This is a genomic window from Caballeronia eucalypticola (assembly GCF_047608185.1).
Classification (GTDB): domain Bacteria; phylum Pseudomonadota; class Gammaproteobacteria; order Burkholderiales; family Burkholderiaceae; genus Caballeronia.
Genome location: NZ_JBLKRU010000004.1, coordinates 199,045 through 220,437, shown reverse-complemented (window position 1 = coordinate 220,437; position 21,393 = coordinate 199,045). Strand labels below are relative to the sequence as shown.

General features: G+C 60.0%; 23 protein-coding genes. 9 read left to right on the top strand and 14 right to left on the bottom strand.

Going from position 1 to position 21,393, the window contains the following annotated elements:
- Positions 1-21 precede the first annotated feature (21 nt).
- Positions 22-522 carry a dihydrofolate reductase gene (locus ACMX25_RS07425; protein ID WP_414948938.1) on the top strand — a complete coding sequence of 167 codons (501 nt, stop codon included), beginning with the start codon at positions 22-24 and terminating at the stop codon, positions 520-522.
- 78 nt (positions 523-600) lie between these two features.
- Here ACMX25_RS07425 and pmbA read toward each other — a convergent pair whose 3' ends face one another.
- On the bottom strand, positions 601-1,971 hold the full coding sequence (pmbA, locus tag ACMX25_RS07420; protein ID WP_299717343.1) for a metalloprotease PmbA: 1,371 nt from the start codon (positions 1,969-1,971) through the stop codon (positions 601-603).
- Between the two features lie 244 nt (positions 1,972-2,215).
- Between pmbA and yjgA the strand changes: the two genes are divergently transcribed.
- Together yjgA and mog are read left to right on the top strand one after the other, a co-directional pair.
- Complete coding sequence (yjgA, locus tag ACMX25_RS07415) at positions 2,216-2,872, top strand: ribosome biogenesis factor YjgA (protein ID WP_414948936.1); 657 nt, start codon at positions 2,216-2,218, stop codon at positions 2,870-2,872.
- A complete protein-coding gene (gene mog, locus ACMX25_RS07410; RefSeq protein WP_414948935.1) occupies positions 2,856-3,473 on the top strand; it encodes a molybdopterin adenylyltransferase in 618 nt (205 codons plus the stop codon). The genes yjgA and mog overlap by 17 nt, the downstream gene beginning before the upstream one ends.
- 12 nt (positions 3,474-3,485) lie before the next feature.
- Here the strand turns inward: mog and orn are convergent, their stop codons facing one another.
- The gene (gene orn / locus ACMX25_RS07405) at positions 3,486-4,106 is read right to left on the bottom strand and encodes an oligoribonuclease (RefSeq protein ID WP_414948934.1); all 621 of its coding nucleotides are present in this window, start codon (positions 4,104-4,106) and stop codon (positions 3,486-3,488) included.
- Positions 4,107-4,240: 134 nt separating this feature from the next.
- Here orn and ACMX25_RS07400 point away from each other — a divergent pair, with 134 nt between their 5' ends.
- The 3 genes from ACMX25_RS07400 to ACMX25_RS07390 are packed head-to-tail and all read left to right on the top strand — an operon-like array spanning position 4,241 to position 6,818.
- Positions 4,241-5,509 (top strand): M48 family metallopeptidase, encoded by a 1,269-nt coding sequence (locus tag ACMX25_RS07400; RefSeq protein ID WP_414948933.1) that lies wholly within the window; start codon positions 4,241-4,243, stop codon positions 5,507-5,509.
- Entirely contained in the window at positions 5,506-6,432 is a 927-nt protein-coding gene (rsgA, locus tag ACMX25_RS07395; protein ID WP_414948932.1) for a ribosome small subunit-dependent GTPase A, read from the top strand. The genes ACMX25_RS07400 and rsgA overlap by 4 nt, the downstream gene beginning before the upstream one ends.
- A 59-nt stretch (positions 6,433-6,491) precedes the next feature.
- A complete protein-coding gene (locus ACMX25_RS07390) occupies positions 6,492-6,818 on the top strand; it encodes a putative signal transducing protein (RefSeq protein ID WP_414948931.1) in 327 nt (108 codons plus the stop codon).
- A 32-nt stretch (positions 6,819-6,850) separates the two neighbouring features.
- Here ACMX25_RS07390 and ACMX25_RS07385 read toward each other — a convergent pair whose 3' ends face one another.
- The 6 genes from ACMX25_RS07385 to rpsP all read right to left on the bottom strand — a co-directional run bounded on the left by ACMX25_RS07385 (position 6,851) and on the right by rpsP (position 11,156).
- A complete protein-coding gene (locus tag ACMX25_RS07385; protein ID WP_414948930.1) occupies positions 6,851-7,789 on the bottom strand; it encodes a CobD/CbiB family protein in 939 nt (312 codons plus the stop codon).
- 114 nt (positions 7,790-7,903) lie between these two features.
- Positions 7,904-8,605, bottom strand: coding sequence for a CoA pyrophosphatase (locus ACMX25_RS07380; protein WP_414948928.1), 702 nt, complete (start codon positions 8,603-8,605; stop codon positions 7,904-7,906).
- Between the two features lie 183 nt (positions 8,606-8,788).
- Complete coding sequence (gene rplS / locus ACMX25_RS07375) at positions 8,789-9,178, bottom strand: 50S ribosomal protein L19 (protein WP_414948926.1); 390 nt, start codon at positions 9,176-9,178, stop codon at positions 8,789-8,791.
- Between the two features lie 141 nt (positions 9,179-9,319).
- On the bottom strand, positions 9,320-10,090 hold the full coding sequence (gene trmD, locus ACMX25_RS07370) for a tRNA (guanosine(37)-N1)-methyltransferase TrmD (RefSeq protein ID WP_414948924.1): 771 nt from the start codon (positions 10,088-10,090) through the stop codon (positions 9,320-9,322).
- A 24-nt stretch (positions 10,091-10,114) separates the two neighbouring features.
- Positions 10,115-10,822 carry a ribosome maturation factor RimM gene (gene rimM / locus ACMX25_RS07365; protein ID WP_414948922.1) on the bottom strand — a complete coding sequence of 236 codons (708 nt, stop codon included), beginning with the start codon at positions 10,820-10,822 and terminating at the stop codon, positions 10,115-10,117.
- 79 nt (positions 10,823-10,901) lie between these two features.
- Positions 10,902-11,156, bottom strand: coding sequence for a 30S ribosomal protein S16 (rpsP, locus tag ACMX25_RS07360; protein ID WP_299717319.1), 255 nt, complete (start codon positions 11,154-11,156; stop codon positions 10,902-10,904).
- Positions 11,157-11,489: 333 nt separating this feature from the next.
- On the opposite strand from rpsP, the gene ACMX25_RS07355 reads away from it, so the two are divergent.
- On the top strand, positions 11,490-12,572 hold the full coding sequence (locus ACMX25_RS07355) for a PQQ-dependent sugar dehydrogenase (protein ID WP_414948921.1): 1,083 nt from the start codon (positions 11,490-11,492) through the stop codon (positions 12,570-12,572).
- Positions 12,573-12,740: 168 nt separating this feature from the next.
- Complete coding sequence (locus ACMX25_RS07350) at positions 12,741-13,235, top strand: NINE protein (RefSeq protein ID WP_414948919.1); 495 nt, start codon at positions 12,741-12,743, stop codon at positions 13,233-13,235.
- Positions 13,236-13,300: 65 nt separating this feature from the next.
- Here the strand turns inward: ACMX25_RS07350 and ACMX25_RS07345 are convergent, their stop codons facing one another.
- The gene (locus ACMX25_RS07345; RefSeq protein WP_414948917.1) at positions 13,301-14,446 is read right to left on the bottom strand and encodes a PA0069 family radical SAM protein; all 1,146 of its coding nucleotides are present in this window, start codon (positions 14,444-14,446) and stop codon (positions 13,301-13,303) included.
- Positions 14,447-14,514: 68 nt separating this feature from the next.
- Positions 14,515-15,003, bottom strand: a complete 489-nt coding sequence (locus ACMX25_RS07340) for an Lrp/AsnC ligand binding domain-containing protein (RefSeq protein ID WP_213769041.1) — start codon at positions 15,001-15,003, stop codon at positions 14,515-14,517.
- 149 nt (positions 15,004-15,152) lie between these two features.
- Between ACMX25_RS07340 and ACMX25_RS07335 the strand changes: the two genes are divergently transcribed.
- Entirely contained in the window at positions 15,153-16,445 is a 1,293-nt protein-coding gene (locus ACMX25_RS07335) for a D-amino acid dehydrogenase (RefSeq protein WP_414948916.1), read from the top strand.
- 105 nt (positions 16,446-16,550) lie between these two features.
- Here ACMX25_RS07335 and ACMX25_RS07330 read toward each other — a convergent pair whose 3' ends face one another.
- The 4 genes from ACMX25_RS07330 to ACMX25_RS07315 form a co-directional block, all read right to left on the bottom strand.
- Positions 16,551-18,341, bottom strand: coding sequence for an acyl-CoA dehydrogenase (locus ACMX25_RS07330; RefSeq protein ID WP_414948914.1), 1,791 nt, complete (start codon positions 18,339-18,341; stop codon positions 16,551-16,553).
- A 94-nt stretch (positions 18,342-18,435) separates the two neighbouring features.
- A complete protein-coding gene (locus ACMX25_RS07325) occupies positions 18,436-19,371 on the bottom strand; it encodes an electron transfer flavoprotein subunit alpha/FixB family protein (RefSeq protein ID WP_414948913.1) in 936 nt (311 codons plus the stop codon).
- Between the two features lie 13 nt (positions 19,372-19,384).
- Positions 19,385-20,134 (bottom strand): electron transfer flavoprotein subunit beta/FixA family protein, encoded by a 750-nt coding sequence (locus tag ACMX25_RS07320; RefSeq protein WP_414948912.1) that lies wholly within the window; start codon positions 20,132-20,134, stop codon positions 19,385-19,387.
- Positions 20,135-20,428: 294 nt separating this feature from the next.
- Entirely contained in the window at positions 20,429-21,352 is a 924-nt protein-coding gene (locus tag ACMX25_RS07315) for a histone deacetylase family protein (protein WP_414948910.1), read from the bottom strand.
- Between the last annotated feature and the right edge of the window lie 41 nt (positions 21,353-21,393).

Here is a 21,393-nt window from a genome sequence, read left to right as displayed (position 1 = left end):
TCCGCACCGGATATCCACACCATGACGACGCTGACCCTGATCGTCGCCCGCGCGCGTAATGGCGTGATCGGGCGCAACAACCAATTGCCCTGGCGCCTGCCCGAAGATCTCGCGTTCTTCAAACGCACGACGATGGGCGCGCCGATAGTGATGGGACGCAAGACGCACGAGTCCATCGGACGAGTGTTGCCGGGACGGCGAAATATAGTGGTCTCGCGTGACGCCGGGCTCCGCTTCGACGGCTGCGACACGGTGACTGGACTTGCCGATGCCCTGGAACTGGCCGCTCGCGATAAAGCCAGCGAAGTCTTCCTGATCGGTGGCGCCGAGTTGTTCCGCGAAGGTTGGCCGATTGCACACAAGCTGATCGTGACTGAGATCGATGCCGATTTCCCCGGCGACATTTCCATTGATGCACCCGATGCCGCCGTCTGGAAAGAGGTCTCACGCGAGACGCATCACTCGGTGGCGCCGAACGACTTCGACTATTCGTTCGTGGCATACGAGCGGCGCACGGCGTAGGCTGGAATAGCGAATTTCCATTGAAAAAGCCCGGAACGGCGCTAACCGTTCCGGGCTTTTTCTCGTCCGTAGATGCTCTTACTGCCCCGCGATCGTCATCTTCTCGATCAGCACCGAGCCAATTTCCTTGTTGCCGCGCACGACCGTATCCGCGCCAATGGCCTCGATATGCCGGAACATCTCCTGCAACGTGCTGGCAACGGTGATCTCTTCAACCGGATACTGGATCTTGCCGTTCTCCACCCAGAAACCCGATGCGCCGCGCGAATAGTCGCCGGTGACGTAGTTCACGCCCTGCCCCATCAGTTCCGTCAGCAGCAAGCCTGTGCCCAGTTTCTTGAGCATTTCCTCGAAGTCATCGCCGGGTTTGGTCAGCGAGCTGCGCAGCGACAGGTTATGCGAGCCGCCGGCATTGCCGGTCGTCTTCATGCCGAGCTTGCGCGCCGAATACGTCGACAGGAAATAGCCCTGCACCACGCCGTCTTCCACCACGTTGCGGCGTTGCGTGCGCACGCCTTCTTCGTCGAACGGCGCGCTGCCCATGCCGCCCTTCACGTGCGGATCTTCCAGCACCTGGATATGCGGCGCGAACACCGGCTTGCCGAGGCTATCGACGAGGAATGTGGTCTTTCGATACAGCGCGCCACCACTGACCGCCTGCACGAACGCACCCAGGATGCCGGCTGCCAGCGGCGCTTCGAACATCACGCGGCATTTGCGCGTGTCCAGCCCGCGTGCGCCCATGCGGGCAAGCGCGCGATGCGCGGCATACCGGCCGATAGCTTCCGGTTCGGCGAGATCGGCGGCATTGCGTTTCGATGTGTACCAGTCGTCGCGCTGCATGTCGCGCCCGGAGCCCGCGATAGGCGCACACGCCACGTAATGACGCGAGAACGGATAACCGCCCATGAACCCGCGCGAGGTCGCCAGCACGAATTGCGAGTGCTGCGCCGAGACACTTGCGCCTTCGGAGTTCTGGATGCGTTTATCGACTGCAAAAGCCGCATCTTCAGCCCGGCGGGCGAGATCGGCGGCTTCTTCGGCGTCGATATCCCACGGGTGATATAGATCGAGATCCTGCGGCGCTTTTTCCAGCAGTTCTTCTTCGGCGAGTCCTGCGGCGCTGTCTTCGGCGGTGAAACGCGCGATGTTGTAGGCGGCTGCGACCGTGTCCCTGAGCGCTGCGCGCGTGAAGTCCGAGGTGCTGGCATTACCGCGCTTATTGCCGATAAACACCGTCACGCCGACCATTTTATCGCGATTGTGCTCGATGGTTTCGACTTCACCGCGGCGCACGCTGACTGAGAGGCCGTCGCCTTCGGAGATCTCGGTGGCGGAGTCGGTGGCGCCGAGCTCCTTCGCATGCCGCAGGATGTCGGACGCGATTTCCTTCAGCTCGTCCTGGGTGTGCGGGAAAAAGCGTTGCCTGACGTCCATGTCTGCTGCCATTTTATGTCTGCCTGTGGGTGCTCGATGGTGGGAGCGTGTTCACGTTGCCGGTCGTGGCGACGGGGCGGGTTAGCGCCCGCTGTGCGCTGGAATGCAGCTGTGTGGCCGGTATTCGACCATCGCACGATGATAGCAAGTCCGGCACGGGTTTGGTTTCATGGGGCGTTGGCTTGGCCCCGCTGGACGCTGAACACCATGACCACTATCGATAAAACTAGCGCGCCCGCCAAGTTACAATACCGGGATGAACCGTAAAACCCGCACGCAACCGATAAACCCGGCCGAGGCCTCCGAACAGGACGGCAGCGAGCACGGCTACGACCGCCCCAGCAAGTCCCAGCTCAAACGCGACATGCTCGCGCTGCAAGTGCTGGGCGTCACGCTGATCGATCTGCCGAAAGACGCGCTCAAGCGCATGCCCATGCCGGAAAAGCTCGACGACGCCGTTCGCGCCGCCCGCAAGATCACCGACCACGAAGGCAAGCGCCGGCAAGTGCAGTACGTCGGGCGCGTCATGCGCTCGCTGACTGACGAAGAAACCGCGGCAATACGTACCGCGCTGGATTCGTATCGCGGCGTGAACCGGGCGGAAACGGCCAAGCTGCACTGGATCGAACGCACCCGCGAAAAGCTCCTCGCCGACGACGCCGCCCTCACCGACTTCATCCGCCAGCATCCCGGTATCGACCCGCAGGAAGGCCGTACGCTGATCCGCAATGCCCGCAAGGAACGCGAACAGGCGAAACCTCCGCGCTACTTCCGCGAGTTGTTCCAGTGGATCAAGACCGCGGCGGGCGTGGAAGACGAAGAAGACGAAAGCCTGATCGAAGGCGAAGACGACGAAGAAGACGATGGCGTCGAATTCCCGCAACGAGATGACGACGATGGCTACAAAGCGTAATCACGACGAATTGGTGATCGGCCTGGTGTCGATCAGCGATCGCGCTTCGCAGGGCGTGTATGAGGACAAGGGCATTCCGTCGCTGCATGAGTGGCTCACGAGCGCGCTGAGTTCGCCCTGGCGCGCGGAAACGCGGCTGATCCAGGACGACGCGGCGACCATCTCGGCCACGCTGATCGAATTAGTGGATGAAACCGGCTGCGACCTGATCCTGACCACGGGCGGCACAGGCCCGTCGCGTCGCGATGTAACACCGGAAGCCACGCTGGCCGTCGCCACGAAGCCAATGCCCGGTTTCGGCGAGCAAATGCGCCAGATCAGCCTGAATTTCGTGCCGACCGCCATCTTGTCGCGGCAAGTGGCCGTGATTCGCGAAACGCCGGATCACGCCGCACTGATCGTGAATTTGCCTGGGCAACCGAAATCGATCCGCGAAACGCTGGAAGGACTACGCAACGCGGATGGCAAATCCAGCGTGCCGGGCATTTTTGCCGCTGTGCCTTATTGCATCGACTTGATCGGCGGTCCATACATCGAAACGCGGCCCGAGGTCGTAGCCGCGTTCAGGCCGAAAAACGCGATCCGGCCGCCGAAAGCCTGACCCTTTTCCGGCTTAAACCGGCGTGGTATCGCCGGTAGCCGACGGAATCAGGAAATGCTCGCGGTAGTACTTGAGCTCGTCGATGGATTCGTGAATATCGGCGAGCGCCGTGTGCATCGCGCGCTTCTGAAAACCCTTATAGATAGCCGGCTGCCAGCGGCGGCACAATTCCTTGAGCGTGCTGACGTCAAGGTTTCGATAGTGGAAGAAGGTCTCCAGTTCGGGCATCCACCGGGCCATGAAACGGCGGTCCTGGCAGATGGAATTGCCGCACATGGGCGACTTGCCCGGCGGCACATACTGACCAAGGAATTCGCGAATTTGCCGTGTGGCTTCCGCCTCGTCCACCGTCGACGCCCGCACGCGCTCGGTCAGTCCCGAGCGGCCGTGCGTGTTGCGGTTCCATTCATCCATCTTGCCCAGCGCCGTTTCGTCCTGGTGAATCGCCAGAACCGGCCCTTCCACGAGTTTGTCGAGCGTCGAATTCGTCACCACCACCGCAATTTCGATAATGCGGTCGGTATCGGGTTCGAGACCCGTCATTTCCATGTCGAGCCACACGAGATTCATGTCGCTGCGAACGAGGTCGGTGGAGCTTGGGGAAGATGCGGAATCAAGCACGGAATCGGCCATAGGTGGGCAACCTGAGAGGGGTTTGACGCGGGTTTCACGCCTTTCCGGGCGCGGTTTCAGATATCAGACACAGACCGCGCGCGGCGGCGGCCAAGAACCTATAATTCTCGCATAAATCAAATGGATTCCCGCTGATGTCCAATTTCAATCTCGCCTTCTCGGTCGTGTTCGTCGTGGCGCTGGTCGGCATGGTCGGCACCAAGCTGTGGCTCGCGTCGCGCCAGATCCGGCACGTCGCCGCGCATCGTAAGGATGTGCCGCCGCAGTTCCTGCAGACCATTCCGCTCGCCGCTCACCAGCGCGCCGCCGATTACACCGTCGAGCGCACGCGCCTGACCATGGTCGAGGTTTTGGTCAGCGCAGCGCTGCTGATCGTCCTGACGCTGCTTGGCGGCATCCAGCAGATCGAACTCGCCGTCTCCGACTGGCTCGGCCGCGGTTATGTGGGGCAAATGGCGCTGGTGGCCATCGTTGTCGCGATCACCAGCGTGGTGGACCTGCCGTTCGACTACATTCGGCATTTTGTGATCGAAGAGAAATTTGGCTTCAACCGGATGACGAAGAAGCTCTTTTTCCTCGATCTGGTGAAAGGTATTGTGCTGGGCGCGGCAATCGGCTTGCCGGTGCTGTTCGTGACGCTGTGGCTGATGAACCAGGCCGGCGCGTTGTGGTGGCTGTGGGCGTGGGTGCTGCTGGTCGCATTCCAGATGCTCGTGCTGATCCTGTACCCCACGTTTATCGCGCCGCTGTTCAACAAGTTCGAGCCGCTGAAAGACGAGGCGTTGCGCTCGCGCATCGAAAACCTGATGTCGCGTACGGGGTTCGCCGCGAAAGGTTTATTCGTCATGGACGGCAGCCGCCGTTCGGCGCACGGCAACGCGTATTTCACGGGTTTCGGCGCGGCGAAGCGCATTGTTTTCTTCGATACCCTCCTCGCCCGGCTCTCCGGCAACGAGATCGAAGCGGTGCTGGCGCACGAGCTTGGGCACTTCAAGCGGCGTCACGTGATCAAGCGCCTGATCGTCACGTTCGTGCTCAGCCTCGCGATGCTTGCCCTGCTCGGCTGGCTCGCGCAATGCGTGTGGTTCTACGAAGGTCTTGGCGTACGGCCATCGCTGCTCGGCAACAACAACGGCCTCGCGCTCGTGCTGTTCATGCTGGCGTTGCCCGTTTTCATGTTCTTCGTCACGCCGCTCGGCAGCCTGAGCTCGCGCAAACATGAATTCGAAGCCGATGAATTCGCCGCGAGCCAGACCGATCCGCGCGACCTCGTGAACGCACTGGTCAAGCTGTACGAAGACAACGCCTCCACGCTCACGCCTGATCCGCTCTACTCGGCGTTTTACGCGTCGCATCCGCCTGCATCGCAGCGCATCGAGCGCTTGATGCAGTACGCCGCATGAGGCCGCGTATCGCGAAGAAAGCGACGAACGCGCGCATCGAAGGAAAGGTTATTGCGGCACACGGGCGGCATTATCTGGTCGCCCCCACCGACGGCAGCGCCATGCTCCAATGCTTCCCGCGAGGCAAGCGCAGCGAGATAGCGGTCGGCGACCGCGTGAGTTACGAGCAGTCATCGGCCGATCAAGGGGTGATCGTCGAGATTGGCGAGCGGCGCAATCTGCTGTATCGATCCGACCAGTTCAAGTCGAAGCTCTTCGCCGCCAATCTCGACCAGTTGATGATCGTGCTCGGCACAGAGCCGCATTTCAGCGAGGACTTGCTCGGGCGCGCGTTGATTGCCGCCGAAGCGCACGGCCTCGTGCCGTTGATCGTGCTCAACAAGATCGACATGGAAGGACCGCTCGCGGTGGCGCGCAAGCGGCTGGCGCTGTATCGCGAGCTTGGGTACACGGTGGTGGAGTTATCGGCGAAAGCGGCGCCCGAGCACGTGCACGAAGAACTCGATGCGCGCCTGGCGGACCGCGCAACCTTGCTCCTTGGACAATCGGGCATGGGGAAATCGACGCTGGTGAACATCCTCGTGCCCAATGCCGAAGTTGCTACGCGGGAGATATCGAAGGCATTGAACAGCGGGCGGCACACGACTACATTCACGCGGCTGTATCCGCTGCCGGGTGGAGGATCATTGATCGATTCGCCGGGGTTCCAGGAGTTTGGGCTGCATCACTTGTCGGAGGGACAGTTGGAGCGCTCGTTCGCGGACTTCCGGCCTTTCCTCGGCAAGTGCCGCTTCTATAACTGCCGGCATCTGCATGAACCGGGCTGCGCGATTCTGGAAGCCATGGCCGAAGGCAAGATCAGGCCGGCGCGACATCAGTTGTATGCGCAACTGGTGCATGAAGCCAGCCAGATTGTTCGATGATTTCATCGGCCCGATCTCATGCACGGTCAGCAACTGCTTCTAAAACATAGTGCGACGGGATGAAGAAACTGACGCGGGCTCCGAATCTGATTACGGCGCATCACTGGGTGAATGTGCTGGAGACAGCGGGGATAGCGTGCGAGTTGCACAACCGCTATTTGAGCGGCGCAATGGGCGAGATTCCGGCGGAGCAATGCTCGCCCGAGATATGGATACTCGATGACCGCGACGAGGGGTTGGCGACAGGCATCCTGGAGCGCGCCCGAAGCGGCCCGGCGACCAACGCCCGGGGATGGCGCTGCCAGCAATGCGGTGAAGCGCTGGAAGCGCAATTCACCGTGTGCTGGCAATGCGGAACGGAGAGAGATCCGTTAAACGACGAGTAGGACTGCCCCGTTCAATCAAGCGGGCAGCACGCTCAGGACAGCCACACCGCAATGCTCAACATGAGCAACAACAGCATCCAGAGAATCACAGCACGCCAGACGAGGCCCACTGCAGATTGCAAAGTCCTTGGCGTGCAATCATCGCCAACGGGCAATGGGCTTGCATCGCCAACCGCCAACGCATCGACGCTCAGCGGCTCCGCCAGCGGTCCCGCTAACCGGGCCCCCAGCGCCCCGCTCCCCGCCGCGAGCAGAACCCCTTCGTTGGCATCAGGCCATTGCTTGGCGTGATTGCGCCACGCATAAATGGCGTCCTCGAAATTCCCGACAATCGCGAAGCCGAGCGAAGTCAGCCGCGCCGGCACCCAGTCGATGAAAAAGAACGCCCGCTGCGCAAAGGTGGAAAACGCCGGTGTGCGTTCGTCGGTCGGCTGGACCCACGACCTCGCCAGATACTCGGCGATCCGATAAAACACCGCGCCCGCCGGTCCGATCGGAATCAGGAACCAGAAAAACACACCAAACACGTGCCGATGCGACGCCACGACTGCATGAACCAGGGTATGCCGGACGATCTCGCTGACGGGCATATCGAGCGTATCGATGCCGGTCCACTCGTTGAGAACGTCGCGAGCGCGAGGCACGTCGTCGTTGTTCAGAGCGAGATGGATGTCGGTGAAATAGTGGCTGAACTGCCGGAAGCCCAACGTGAAATACACGATCACGACGTTCCACAAGAACGCCAGTGCGAAGTTGATGCGATAGAGCACGTAATAGACAAGCCCGACGGCTAACGTCCATGGCACCACGACCACTAGCCAGGCGAGCACGCCGTGCCGCTGCTTGCCGGCATCAAAGCCATGAGCGGCGGATTCCGCATGGTACTGAAGCAACGACGAAATGGGATTCTGCGGCGAGAGCGCGCGCAACTGCTCAATGATGAGAGCCAGCAATACAGAGAAAAAAGTCATGCGATGCGCCGAGACATTCGAGTTTTACGAATTTCTTGTAAAGATAGCACAGCACCGTCCGCGCCAGAGGGACACATCGCCCGCATGGCTAGCCAAGTCTCTGCACGTTCGGCGTCAAGCCGCGAGGAAGCGATAGAAATTGCGTAACATACCCGCCGTTGCGCCCCAAATGAAATACGGAGCCACATTCTCGGCAGGTGAAAAAGGCATCGCAAAAAAACGACGCTCGCCGTCTTCCCATCGAAACACGCGGACCTGATGGTTGGCCGGGTTCATGAGAAACGCGAGCGGGACTTCAAAGATATCGGCGACTTCGAGGGTATCGGCTTGCAGTTCGAACGGGGGATGCACCAGCGCCACGACCGGCGTGACACGAAAACCCGTGCCCGTCAGATACTCGGGCAACTCCCCCAGCACTTCGACGTGCTTCGCCGCGAGGCCCACTTCCTCTTGCGCTTCGCGAAGCGCGGTCGCGGCGGCGTCGAGGTCTTCCGGCTCCTGGCGCCCGCCTGGGAAACTGATCTGCCCAGCGTGATCCGAAAGATGGTCCGCGCGCTGAGTGAGCAGCACGGTCAAGCCCGTCTCGCGCAACACCAGCGCAATCAGTACCGACGCCACCCGCGGGTCGCCACCCAGCGCCTTGATCCTGTCGTCGCGTGCATCCGGCGTCCAGTCGAGCGTCTGCTTGAAGCGCGCGCGCAGTCCGGCCGGCGTCAAGATTTCACCGCGCACAGGCGGCAGGTCTTCGCCGGTCGATTCGATCGGCAAGATCTCAGGCTCGAGGATTCGGGGAGTCGACAGCTTGGTCGGAGACACGAGGGGCTTTTAGTTCTTGGACGTCTGGTTCTGATTCCGATTCTGAAAAATCGTTGCGGTCAGGTCGCAAATAAGATTCAAGCGGCGTGCACGAAACGGCACAACGCGGCAAAGCATGATTTGACCACACCAAAGAAAAAAGCACCTGTGAAGGTGCTTTTTTCAGTGCAGCTTCGGAGCAGTTTATTGCGCCTTGGCAGCAGCACGGTCTTTCGACACGAGCTTTTCCTTGATCCGAGCCGACTTGCCCGAACGATCGCGCAGGTAGTACAGCTTTGCACGACGCACGTCACCGCGACGCTTCACGACAATGCTCGCCAGCAGCGGCGAGTAGGTCTGGAACGTACGCTCGACGCCTTCGCCCGACGAAATCTTGCGGACGATGAAATTCGAGTTCAAACCACGGTTGCGCTTCGAGATCACAACGCCTTCGTAAGCCTGGACACGCTTGCGCGTACCTTCAACTACGTTGACGCTAACGATCACCGTATCGCCGGGGGCGAATACAGGGATAGTCTTTTCGCCGAGCGCGCGCGCGATTTCTTCTTGCTCGAGTTGCTCAATCAGATTCATTACAGACTCCTGGAGCCATCTTGCCGAAGTTGTTTGCCATACAAGTGGCCTCGGTAGAGGATGGGTTCACATCTGGCGCCCGCTTGAATTCACAAGCCTGGCACCACCCTTTCGTCTCGCCTCGTGTTCAGCTTCCGAAGCCTACTGCGCTTTAGAGCGTTCCTTGGCGAGACTTGCAAGCCATGTTTCATCAACACGGCTCAACATTTTAGCCTTGCGCGCCTTTTCGATCAGATCAGGCCGCTTTTCCTGCGTATTCTTGAGCGCTTCCCGACGACGCCATGCTTCGATTTCCTTGTGATGGCCGCCAAGCAGCACATCCGGAACCCGCACACCGCTGTATTCTTCCGGGCGAGTGTAGTGCGGGCAATCGAGCAGCACATCGACGAAACTATCCTGCACGGCCGACTGCGAGTCGTTCAGCACGCCGGGCAACTGGCGCACCACTGCATCCATGAGCGCCATGGCCGGCAATTCGCCGCCCGACAACACGAAGTCGCCGAGACTCACTTCTTCGTCGACCACGCGATCAATCAAGCGCTGGTCGATGGCTTCGTAACGGCCGCACAGCAAGACAAGACCGGGTTCCTGAGCGAATTGCATGACCCGCTCATGATTCAACGTCGTCCCTTGCGGCGACATCATCACCACACGCGATCCGCTGATGCCCTGTTCCGCTTGCGCCGCTTTCGCAGCCGAGATCGCGTCTTCCAGCGGTCGTGCCAGCATGACCATGCCGGGACCACCGCCGTACGGGCGATCATCGATAGTTCGATAACTGTCCGTCGTGAAATCGCGAGGATTCCACGTGCGCAGTCCAAACCGTTCTTGCTTGACTGCCCGGCTGGTAATACCCCAATCGGTCAGCGCGCGAAACATCTCGGGAAAGAGCGTCACGACGTCAAACTGCATCGCTCTCTCCTTGCAGTGAATCGATCAATAGTCAGCTTCCCAGTCGACGACAATCTTGCGCGCCGCCTGATCCACTGTCTTGACGAATACGCCAACGAACGGAATCAGCCGTTCGCCAATAGCGGGCGAACCGTCCTTGCCCGTAGTCGGAAATTCCACGCGCATGATGGAATGCGCGCCGTTGTCGATCATGCCCGCGACCTGGCCTAAGGCCACGTCCGCTTCGTTCACGACGTCCAGGCCGATCAGATCGACCCAGTAGAATTCGTCATCGCCAGTCAGCTTCGGGAAGTCGCTGCGCAACACATGAATAGTGTGACCACGCAACGCATACGCCGTGTCGCGGTCATCGCAGCCAGCAAAATGCGCAACGACCGTGTCGCTATGCACTTTGGACTGCAAACACCGAACCGCCTTGCGTTCGCTTCCCTTGACCAGCCACCAGCGCTTTGCTGCGAGCATTGCGTCGCCGCCATGACCCGCATGCGCATGTGGCGCAATCTTGACCCAGCCCTTCAGTCCATAAGCGTCGACGATTGCACCCACTTCTATGGCGTCATCGGGCAAACTTTCTATGGACTCGATCGATCCTGCGTCATCTGAACCGTCGATAGCCACGCGGCGCGCTGCCGGCTTGCGGACAAACGCGCCAAACGTGGCTTCGTTCGGCTCAGGTTTTTCGCCACGTGCGGCTGCCAAACCTGAGTCTGAAGCAGTATCACGCGTCGACATGAGCCAATCTCCCGCGAACCTCGGCAGCTGGAATCGTTCGGATCACCAGTATCCGAACGATCGACTGCAGCAAGCGCACTTAAGCAGCCGGCTGAGCTTGTTGCGATTGCTTGACCAGACGGGCAACCGTCGGCGACATCTGCGCGCCGTTGTCTTGCCAGTACGTCAGGCGGTCCTGGGCGATACGCAGCGATTCGCCTTTGGTCGCGACCGGGTTGTAAAAACCCACGCGTTCAATGAAGCGGCCATCACGGCGGCTACGCGAATCAGTTGCAACGATGTTGTAAAACGGGCGCTTCTTGGAGCCGCCACGAGCCAAGCGGATGATAACCATGCTGAAATCCTTGAAAACCGGGGTTCGGAACTACCAAAACACGCGATTATAGCGGCAAAACGGAGCCTTAACAAACACTTGCGTCGATTAATCAAGATGCAACGGGGTCGGCGGCACGCGCCTTGACCGGCCATCGCCCGCCCTGACGCGGCGCAATGCGGGTTTTTAAAGACTTCGCGAAGCCGCGCAGGATGTCATTTTGGAGAGACAAACTTGAATTCGCTCATGGCTTTTATCGGTAAAGCTTTTTTTGGCGACGGATCGCAACGGGCAGGCGGTCTTGTCTGGTCTCCAGGACGTTCGACGCGTTCGGTGCTTCTAGCGGCGAATTTAATGATTGCGCTGATCAGCGCGCTCATTACAGGTCACGCCCGCGCTGCGCTGCCGGTTGATCAGATCAAGCTGCCGCCGGGCTTCAGCATTGCTGTTCTCTCCGACGACGTGCCAAGTGCCCGCGCGATGGTTTTATCGCCGAAAGGGGTGCTCTATGCCGGCAGCCTCGACGGGCACGTCTACGCGCTCGAGTTGAAGGACGGTCGCGTGACAGCGAAGCATGTGATCGCGTCGGGTCTGGACGAGCCTGCAGGCGTGGCGTGGCGTAACGGCGCGCTGTATGTGTCCGCGATCTCACGCATCCTGCGCTTCGACGACATAGACAATCGCCTCGATACGCCGCCCAAACCCGTTGTGGTCACGGACAAACTGCCTCCCGACCGGCATCACGGCTGGAAATTCATCGCGTTTGGGCCGGACGGTAAGCTGTACGTGCCAACCGGTGCGCCGTGCAATGTCTGCAATCCGGATCGCAAACGATATGCACTGATCGCACGGATGAATCCGGACGGCAGCGACTATGAAGTGTTTGCGAACGGCGTGCGCAACACGGTGGGTTTCGACTGGGACCCGCAGACGAAAGAACTCTGGTTCACCGACAACGGCCGCGACATGCTCGGCGACGATATCCCCGACGACAAACTCAACCACGCGCCGAAAGCCGGCATGGACTTCGGTTTCCCCTATTGCCACGGCGGCGACGTAGCGGACCCTGAATTCGGCGCCGGCCATCCGTGCTCCGGGTTCACGCCGCCCGTAGTCAAGCTGGGCGCACACGTGGCGTCGCTCGGCATGCGCTTCTATACAGGCACGATGTTCCCCGCCGGCTATAAGAACAACGTGTTCATCGCGGAACACGGATCGTGGAACCGCAGCGCGAAGGTGGGGTATCGGGTTGTGCGGGTCGTGCCGGGCGCGATTGGCGAAAAACCGCGCATGGAACCGTTCGCCCAAGGCTGGCTTCGCACAAACGGCGATGTTTGGGGCCGTCCTGCCGATGTCCTTCCAATGCCCGATGGCTCGCTACTCGTGAGCGACGATTACGCGGGCGCGATCTACCGGATTACCTACGCGCAACCTTGACGCTGTGATCTTGCAGTCATTTTTCCGCGACCCGGTCGATGCGCACTGAGCGGTTTAGCCGCGTGAGTGCGCATCGGAGCGGGCGTAGAATGCCGCGTCGGCGCGAAGGTGTTGCCGCTTACGCCAATCCGCTTCCTTTGCTCACTGCATTTCCTTTTTCGTTTCCCGATGAACAATTCGCCGTCCACTGCCACACATCCATCGAAACCAGCGGCAAACGGGCGTTTCCGCTCGAAAACGCTCACCGCCGCACTCGCCTTCTTTTTCGGCAGCATTGGCGCGCATCGATTTTATCTGTACGGCTTACGCGACAAATTCGGCTGGGCGCACATTGTTGGCATCGTGCTGGGCGTAGTCGGATACCTGCTGCTCGCGGCAACGGATCGGGCTTCGATCCTCGGCTGGGTCCTGGTCGTTCCGGGAGCGATTTCGCTGCTGTCGGCGTTCTTGTCGGCGATCGTTTACGGCCTGCGCCCGGACGAAAAATGGGACGCTCAGTTCAATGCGCAAACTGGCCAACATAGCGATTCCGGCTGGACAGTCATTTTCGTCGTGATCTTTGCTTTGTTGTTCGGCGCGTTCCTGCTGATGGCCGGCCTCGCCGTCACCTTCCAGACTTACTTCGAAGGTCAGGTTCAGGCAGCTAAAGAGTCGTCGCAGTAATACGTGTTGATGTGAGGCTTGGGAGCCGTAGCGCCTCTGCCCGGCAGTCGCTGCGGCCACGCTTCTCAAAACAACTTCATCTGCGCACTGTCCTCGGCTGCACGTGGTTTTCGACCCACCACCTTCTGGATATGCCGGAACTCCGACATATCCAGAATTCCGTGCCGCCGTTGATTCAGGCCAAGCCGCTTCGTGGCGTTATGGAAGCGCTGCTTGAGCATGTCGGCCCATAAGCCTTCTCCTTTCATCCGCTTCGAAAAATCCGAGTCGTAGTCCTTGCCGCCGCGCATATCGCGCACACGCCCCATCACACGATCCGCCCGATCCGGGAAATGCGCTGCAAGCCAGTCCTTGAACAGCGGCGCCACCTCCCACGGCAAGCGCAATACGATGTAACTCGCACTTGTCGCACCCGCTTCTGCGCAGGCTTCCAGCACCCGTTCCATATCGGGTTCGGTGACGAACGGAATCATGGGCGCAACGCTGACGCCCACCGGAATGCCTGCCTCGGTCAACGTCCGGATAGTGCGCAGCCGTCTTGAAGGCGTGGCTGCGCGGGGCTCCAGCGTACGAGCGATATCCGCATCCAGCGTGGTAATCGTAATGGCGGCCATGACCTGACCCTTCTGCGCCATGGGTGCGAGCAGGTCGATATCCCGCTCGATCAGCGACGACTTCGTGATTGCCGCGAATGGATGCCCTCGTTCGCTCAGGATCTCGATCACCTGCCGCGTGATCCGCAAATTCCGTTCGACGGGCTGATACGCGTCAGTAATCACGCCCAGCGCGATTGGCTCCGGCTGATAGGACGGTTTGTCCAATTCCCGCTCGAGCAATTCACCGGCATTGATCTTGGCGTAGATCCGGCTTTCGAAATCGAGCCCCGGCGACAGGCCCAGATAACTATGCGTAGGCCGGGCGAAGCAATATATGCAGCCGTGCTCGCAGCCACGGTAAGGGTTCAGCGAGACGCTGAACGGAATATCCGGCGACGAATTGCGCGTCAGGATGCTCTTCGCGCGTTCCTCGAATACTTGTGTGCGCAGGACAGGCGCGTCATTGGTTTCACCCTCCTCGCTGACATGTGTCCAGCCGTCATCCACGCGCTCGCGCTGATCCTTCTCGTAGCGCCCCTGAAGGTTCGTGACCGCCCCTCGGCCCTTGAGCGGCGCGGGAGGAGCAACAGGATATTCGTGGTCGTCAGAAGCCATGGCCAAGGAAATGAAAGCGATAAAATACTGTATAAATATACAGTAAATTTCCTCGCTCGCAAGCTCATTCAGGCGTCGACAGCAATGGTCAATGTTTCCTTAATTTCCTCCATGACCACATAACTTTTCGACTGCACGGCGCCGGGCAGTTGCAGAAGGATGTCGCCGAGCAGCTTGCGGTAATCGGCCATTTCACCAATGCGCGCCTTGATTAAATAGTCGAAATCGCCGGAAACGAGATGGCATTCCAGCACCTCGGGAATGCGCTGCACCTCGCGCCGGAACTGCTCGAACATGTTGCCGCTCTTGTGATCGAGGGTGATCTCGACAAACACCAGCAGCGACGCCCCCAATTGATGCGGATTCACTCGCGCGTAATACCCCGCGATCACCAGGTCTCGCTCCATGCGCTTGACGCGTTCGATACACGGCGTCACCGAGAGCCCGACCTGCTCGGCCAGGTCTTTCATCGCGATACGCCCATCTTGTTGAAGGATCTTCAGAATACGGCGATCGATCTTATCGAGTTCTCGTACTGAATTTCGTTGTGTTCTCATTGTTTTCCACTGAAAAGTGAATAAATACAATAACAAAAACTGGTTCGGTATCAATACTATAGTCGATACCACTATGTAACCCGCTACTCACATGGCTTCGGTCAAAACGAAGCGAATGACCGGCGGACACACTTTGCACGGAGCAAGGCATGCGAGTCGTAATTCTGGGAAGCGGTGTTGTCGGCGTCACAAGCGCCTACTATCTGGCGCGCGCGGGGCACGAAGTCACGGTGATCGATCGTGAAGCGGGACCGGCGCTCGAAACAAGTTTCGCCAACGCGGGTCAGATCTCGCCCGGTTATGCCTCGCCGTGGGCCGCGCCCGGCGTGCCGCTCAAAGCAATCAAATGGATGTTTGAGAAACACGCGCCGCTCGCCATTCGACTGGACGGAACATCGTTTCAATTGAAGTGGATGTGGCAGATGCTGCAAAACTGCACGCAGGCACGTTATTCGGTCAACAAGGGTCGCATGGTGCGTCTGGCCGAGTACAGCCGCGATTGTTTGCAGGCGCTGCGCGCGGACACCGGCATTAATTACGAAGGCCGTACCGGTGGCACGCTGCAGGTTTTTCGGACCCAGCAGCAACTCGATGGCGCCGCGAAGGACATCGCTGTGTTGCGCGACGCGAACGTGCCGTTCGAATTGCTCACGCCGGCTGAACTGCATCACGCTGAACCGGCGCTTGCCGCGGTGTCGCACAAGCTGACCGGCGGTCTGCGCCTGCCGAATGACGAAACCGGCGATTGCCAGAAATTCACCACGCGCCTCGCGGCAATGGCCGAACAGTTAGGCGTGAAGTTTCGCTACAACACCCCAATCGAGGCGCTCGCGGTAAGCGGCGGCCGGATTGCGGGCGTGCAGTGCGGCGGCGAGTTGGTCCGTGGCGATTCATACGTCGTCGCGCTCGGTTCGTACTCCACGAAATTGCTGGGCAGTCTTGTCGATATCCCGGTTTATCCGCTGAAGGGATATTCGATCACGGCGCCTATCGTCAACGAAAGCGCGGCGCCAGTTTCTACCGTGCTCGACGAAACGTACAAGATCGCGATCACCCGTTTCGATGACCGGATTCGCGTCGGCGGAATGGCGGAGATCGTCGGCTTCGACAAATCGCTGCGCCAGGCGCGTCGCGAAACGCTGGAAATGTGCGTGAACGACCTGTTCCCTGGTGGCGGGGACACCGCGAAAGCATCGTTCTGGACTGGATTGCGCCCGATGACACCGGACGGCACGCCTATTGTCGGGCGTACGCCGCTGCCGAACCTGTTCCTCAACACGGGCCACGGTACATTGGGCTGGACGATGTCGTGCGGATCGGGGCAGTTGCTGGCCGACTTGATGTCGGGCAAGCAGCCTGCGATTCAGGCCGATGATTTGTCGGTGCATCGGTATATCGGCGAAACGCGCACGACCGCGCGGCCGTCGTATGCAGGTGCGTGAGGTGGGATTTTACGCGTAGCTTTTGAACGCACGCTTCAGAGAAAATGCCGTCCCTGACTTTCGTCAGGGACGGCATTTTTCATAGCCCGGCTTAACCTCAACAAATCAAAACTGATCCTCGCTCAGCGCGAGATACCCGTCCTGCCCGTAACCGCTGACAATCGACGCTTCAATCCCCGGCGCCTGCGACAAAAGATGCTCCGCGAAAAACTGCGCCGTCGCGATCTTCGCGCCATAAAACGCCTCGTCATTGCCACGCTTGTCCGACGCCACCAATAGCGCGCGCGCCATCTGCCATCCGCCCAGCACAATGCCCGCCAGTTTCAAATAAGGCACGCTGCCGGCAAACACCGCGTTCGGATCGCTTTTCACCTTGGCGACCATGAACTCGACCACCCGTGCCAGCGACAAGCTTCCCGCGCTCAAATGCCGATGCATCGACGTGAAAGCCTGCCCATCGCGATCAGCCAACAGCGCGATGGTCTGATCCATCTGCGCAAGAATTGCCTGCGCCGTCGCGCCGCCGTCACGCACGGTCTTGCGGCCGATCAGGTCGTTGGCCTGAATGGCGGTCGTGCCCTCGTAGATGGTGAGAATGCGGGCATCGCGGTAATACTGCGCCGCGCCCGTCTCCTCGATAAATCCCATGCCGCCATGAACCTGCACGCCGAGGCTCGCGACATCGATGGAAAGCTCAGTACTCCAGCCCTTCACGATCGGCACAAGAAACTCGTAGATCGCCTGATGGCTCGCGCGTGCGGCCTCGTCAGGATGATGATGCGCGAGGTCGCAATGCGCCGCCGCGACATAGGCGAGCGCGCGCGACGCTTCCGTCAGCGCGCGCATCGTCAACAGCATGCGTCGCACGTCAGGATGATGAATGATCGATACAGGCTGTTTGGCGGAGCCATCGACCGGCCGGCTTTGCACCCGATCCTTCGCGAACGCGACGGCCTTCTGATACGCCCTCTCCGACACACCCACGCCCTGCATTCCGACCGCGAACCGCGCCGCGTTCATCATGATGAACATGTACTCCAGCCCGCGATTCTCTTCACCGATCAACTGACCGATCGCGCCGCCATGATCGCCGAACTGCAGCACGGCGGTCGGGCTCGCCTTGATCCCGAGCTTGTGTTCAATCGATACGCAATGCACGTCGTTGCGAGCGCCGAGCGTGCCGTTTTCATCGGTGAGGAATTTGGGTACGACGAAGAGCGAAATGCCCTTCACGCCATCGGGCGCGTTGGGCGTGCGCGCCAGCACGAGATGGACGATGTTCTTCGCCATGTCGTGCTCGCCGTAAGTGATGAAAATCTTCGTGCCGAAGAGTTTGAACGTGCCATCGCCATGCGGCTCAGCGCGCGTGCGGACCAGCGCGAGATCAGACCCGGCTTGCGGCTCGGTGAGGTTCATCGTGCCGGTCCATTCGCCCGAAATCAGCTTGGGCACATAGAGCTGCTTTTGCTCCTCGGTCCCGGCAGTCAATAGTGCTTCGATAGCACCATCGGTGAGCAGCGGACACAACGCGAACGACAGGTTCGCCGCATTCAACATCTCGATGCAGGGTGTCGCGATCAGCTTGGGCAACCCCTGGCCTTCGTACTCCACCGGATGCAGCACGCCTTGCCAGCCACCCTCGCCGAACTGACGGAAAGCTTCTTTAAAGCCGGGCGTGGTCGTGACTTCGCCGTTCTTCCAGAAGCTAGGATTCTTGTCGCCTTCGAAGTTCAACGGCGCGACGACTTCGTGGTTAAAGCGCGCCGCCTCTTCGAGCACGGCCTGCGCCGTGTCGAGACTGGCGTCCTCGAAACCCGGCAACGCCGCGATGCTTTCAATATCGGCTAGTTCCTTCATCACGAACAGCATGTCCTTGACGGGCGCTCTATAGCTCATGTCTTGTCTCCCCCAACAGATGTGAAAAGGGGCGCACGTATGTCGCCCCTTTTTGCAGTCTTGCTATCTTTCCAGCCAGTGGCTTTAAAAACGATCAGCCCAGTTCTTTCACAAGGTCCGGTACGACCGTGAACAAGTCACCCACAAGGCCATAGTCCGCCACGCCGAAGATGGGTGCTTCAGCATCCTTGTTGATCGCCACGATGACCTTGCTGTCCTTCATTCCGGCCAAGTGCTGGATCGCGCCCGAGATACCGACGGCAAGATACAAGTTAGGCGCCACGATCTTGCCGGTTTGACCAACTTGATAGTCATTCGGAACGAAGCCGGCGTCGACTGCCGCACGCGATGCGCCCAGCGCCGCGCCGAGTTTGTCCGCCAGCGGTTCGAGCACTTTCGTGTAGTTCTCGCCGCTGCCCAAACCGCGTCCACCCGACACGATGATCTTCGCCGACGTCAGTTCCGGCCGATCCAGTTTCGTCAACTCGCGGCTCACGAACTTGGAGATGCCCGTATCCGCCGATGCCTCGATCTTTTCCACCGATGCGCTGCCGCCTTCTGCCGCCACCGGATCGAAACCCGTGGTACGCACCGTGATGACCTTGATCGCATCGCTTGATTGAACGGTCGCGATGGCATTGCCCGCGTAGATGGGGCGCTCGAACGTGTCGGGGCTGTCTACTGCAGTGATGTCGCTGATCTGCGCGACATCCAGATGCGCGGCAATTCGCGGAGCGATGTTCTTGCCGTACGGGGTCGCGGGCGCCAGGATATGCGAGTAGTTCTTCGCGATCTGGACCACCGTTGCGTCGATATTCTCAGCCAGGCCATCGGCGAGTTGCGGCGCGTCGGCGAGCAATACCTTCGCTACGCCGGCAATCTTTGCAGCGGCATCTGCCGCCGCTTGCGCGTTCGAACCCGCGATCAGCACGTGGATATCGCCGCCAATCTTCTGCGCTGCCGCGATGGTGTTCAATGTCGCCGATTTGATCGACGCGTTGTCGTGTTCTGCAATTACAAGAATAGTCACTTTGGAAACTCCCTCACAGAACCTTGGCTTCGGTCTTCAACTTCTCGACCAGCGTCTTCACGTCCGGCACCTTCACGCCAGCGGAGCGTTGCGGCGGCTCAGCGACTTTGAGCGTCTTCAGGCGCGGCGTCACGTCGACACCCAGGTCCGCCGGCTTCAACGTTTCCATCGGTTTCTTCTTGGCCTTCATGATGTTGGGCAGCGTCACATAACGCGGCTCGTTCAGACGCAAGTCCGTGGTGATCACAGCGGGCAGCGACAGCGACAGCGTTTCCGACCCGCCATCGACTTCGCGCGCGACCGTGGCGCGTCCGTCGGCGACCGTCACCTTCGAGGCGAACGTCGCTTGCGGCAAACCAGCGAGTGCGGCGAGCATCTGACCCGTTTGGTTCGAGTCGTCGTCAATGGCTTGCTTGCCGAGGATGATGAGTTGCGGCTGCTCTTTATCGATCAGCGCCTTCAGGATCTTCGCGACCGCCAACGGCTGCAATTCCTCAGTCGATTCGACCAGGATCGCGCGATCCGCGCCGATCGCCATGGCCGTACGCAGCGTTTCCTGACATTGCGTCACGCCGCACGATACCGCGATCACTTCCGTCGCCACGCCCGCTTCACGCAGCCGCACGGCTTCTTCCACGGCGATTTCATCGAACGGATTCATCGACATCTTCACGTTCGCGATGTCCACTGCGCTGCCATCCGGCTTGACCCGGACTTTCACGTTGTAGTCGACCACGCGTTTGACTGGCACCAAGATTTTCATGCACACGCTCCTAAGTTACGAATACATCATCCCAAGCCCATTATAACGAGTGACTCCCGACGCCGAATGCTAACGGCGAACCGCAGAGGACCCCGAAGGCTTTGCACAATCAGTAGACGCTTATTTTTTACAGCACGATCGTTCTATTTTACGCGCCAAAATGCATGGATGGCAATCGGGGATGTGCTCTAAACGGCAGGTTGGTGAGTTTTCGGTATGTTTTGTAGGCTGCCGGGATCCACCGCGTGTGCGGCCGCTCAAGCGTAGGCTTCAGGCTCGCCGCGAAGCCGGTGCTCAAATATCAGCCAGTTCACGCACATGCGCGACCACGCTACGCCCAAGCGCCGACAGGTTGTAGCCGCCCTCGAGCGTGCTCACGATCCGGCCCTTCGCGTGCCGCTTCGCCACCTCACGGATCTGCTGCGTCAGCCACGCGTAGTCGTCCTCGACAAGACCCATGTTGCCGAGATCGTCCTCGCGATGCGCATCGAAACCCGCGGAGACGAAAATCATCTGCGGCTTGAATTCATCGAGTCTCGGCAGCCACATCATGTCGACGGCTTCGCGCACTGCCATGCCTTTCGTACGCGCGGGCATCGGCAGATTGACCATGTTCGATGCGTGATTGTCGGCGCCGCTATACGGGTAGAACGGGTGCTGGAAAAAACTGCACATCAGCACGCGCGGGTCGCCCGAGAATGCGGCCTCCGTGCCGTTACCGTGATGCACGTCGAAATCGATAATCGCCACGCGCTCGAGCCCATGCACTTCGAGCGCGTGACGCGCCGCGATCGCGATATTGTTGAAGAAGCAGAAGCCCATCGCGCGGGCCGGTTCTGCGTGATGTCCAGGCGGCCGCACGCTGCAAAATGCGTTGTCGTAAGTGCCGGCGATCACGGCGTCGGTGGCGGCAACCGTGGCGCCCGCAGCGCGCAGCGCCGCGTGATAAGAACCCGGCGACATCATCGTGTCCGGGTCAATCTCGACCCGGCCGACTGACGGCGCCGTCTCCTTGACGAAATCGATATGCGCCTGGGTATGAACCCGCGCCAGATCCTCTTCGCTCGCGAGCGGCGCTTCTTCACGCACGATCAGGGTATCGATGCGGCTTGCGATCAACTGATCCTCGATCGCCTGAAGCCGCGCGGGGCATTCGGGATGCCACGGCCCCATGTCATGAAGAAGGCAATCTGAATGGGTATAAAAGCCGGTAGCCATGATGGGTTGCGCAGCCGGGTGCGCCGTGCCGCGTGTCTCTT

Excerpts from the sequence above, each read along its gene's own strand:
- ACMX25_RS07400 (WP_414948933.1), top strand. The coding sequence starts at position 4,241 with ATGTCCAATTTCAATCTCGCCTTCTCGGTCGTGTTCGTCGTGGCGCTG.
- ACMX25_RS07320 (WP_414948912.1), bottom strand. The coding sequence starts at position 20,134 with ATGAAAATCTTGGTGCCAGTCAAACGCGTGGTCGACTACAACGTGAAA.
- pmbA (WP_299717343.1), bottom strand. The coding sequence starts at position 1,971 with ATGGCAGCAGACATGGACGTCAGGCAACGCTTTTTCCCGCACACCCAG.
- yjgA (WP_414948936.1), top strand. The coding sequence starts at position 2,216 with ATGAACCGTAAAACCCGCACGCAACCGATAAACCCGGCCGAGGCCTCC.
- ACMX25_RS07390 (WP_414948931.1), top strand. The coding sequence starts at position 6,492 with ATGAAGAAACTGACGCGGGCTCCGAATCTGATTACGGCGCATCACTGG.
- ACMX25_RS07330 (WP_414948914.1), bottom strand. The coding sequence starts at position 18,341 with ATGAGCTATAGAGCGCCCGTCAAGGACATGCTGTTCGTGATGAAGGAA.
- ACMX25_RS07425 (WP_414948938.1), top strand. The coding sequence starts at position 22 with ATGACGACGCTGACCCTGATCGTCGCCCGCGCGCGTAATGGCGTGATC.
- mog (WP_414948935.1), top strand. The coding sequence starts at position 2,856 with ATGGCTACAAAGCGTAATCACGACGAATTGGTGATCGGCCTGGTGTCG.
- ACMX25_RS07315 (WP_414948910.1), bottom strand. The coding sequence starts at position 21,352 with ATGGCTACCGGCTTTTATACCCATTCAGATTGCCTTCTTCATGACATG.
- ACMX25_RS07350 (WP_414948919.1), top strand. The coding sequence starts at position 12,741 with ATGAACAATTCGCCGTCCACTGCCACACATCCATCGAAACCAGCGGCA.
- trmD (WP_414948924.1), bottom strand. The coding sequence starts at position 10,090 with ATGCAGTTTGACGTCGTGACGCTCTTTCCCGAGATGTTTCGCGCGCTG.
- rplS (WP_414948926.1), bottom strand. The coding sequence starts at position 9,178 with ATGAATCTGATTGAGCAACTCGAGCAAGAAGAAATCGCGCGCGCGCTC.
- rsgA (WP_414948932.1), top strand. The coding sequence starts at position 5,506 with ATGAGGCCGCGTATCGCGAAGAAAGCGACGAACGCGCGCATCGAAGGA.
- orn (WP_414948934.1), bottom strand. The coding sequence starts at position 4,106 with ATGGCCGATTCCGTGCTTGATTCCGCATCTTCCCCAAGCTCCACCGAC.
- rimM (WP_414948922.1), bottom strand. The coding sequence starts at position 10,822 with ATGTCGACGCGTGATACTGCTTCAGACTCAGGTTTGGCAGCCGCACGT.
- ACMX25_RS07345 (WP_414948917.1), bottom strand. The coding sequence starts at position 14,446 with ATGGCTTCTGACGACCACGAATATCCTGTTGCTCCTCCCGCGCCGCTC.
- ACMX25_RS07385 (WP_414948930.1), bottom strand. The coding sequence starts at position 7,789 with ATGACTTTTTTCTCTGTATTGCTGGCTCTCATCATTGAGCAGTTGCGC.
- ACMX25_RS07340 (WP_213769041.1), bottom strand. The coding sequence starts at position 15,003 with ATGAGAACACAACGAAATTCAGTACGAGAACTCGATAAGATCGATCGC.
- ACMX25_RS07355 (WP_414948921.1), top strand. The coding sequence starts at position 11,490 with ATGATTGCGCTGATCAGCGCGCTCATTACAGGTCACGCCCGCGCTGCG.
- ACMX25_RS07335 (WP_414948916.1), top strand. The coding sequence starts at position 15,153 with ATGCGAGTCGTAATTCTGGGAAGCGGTGTTGTCGGCGTCACAAGCGCC.
- rpsP (WP_299717319.1), bottom strand. The coding sequence starts at position 11,156 with ATGGTTATCATCCGCTTGGCTCGTGGCGGCTCCAAGAAGCGCCCGTTT.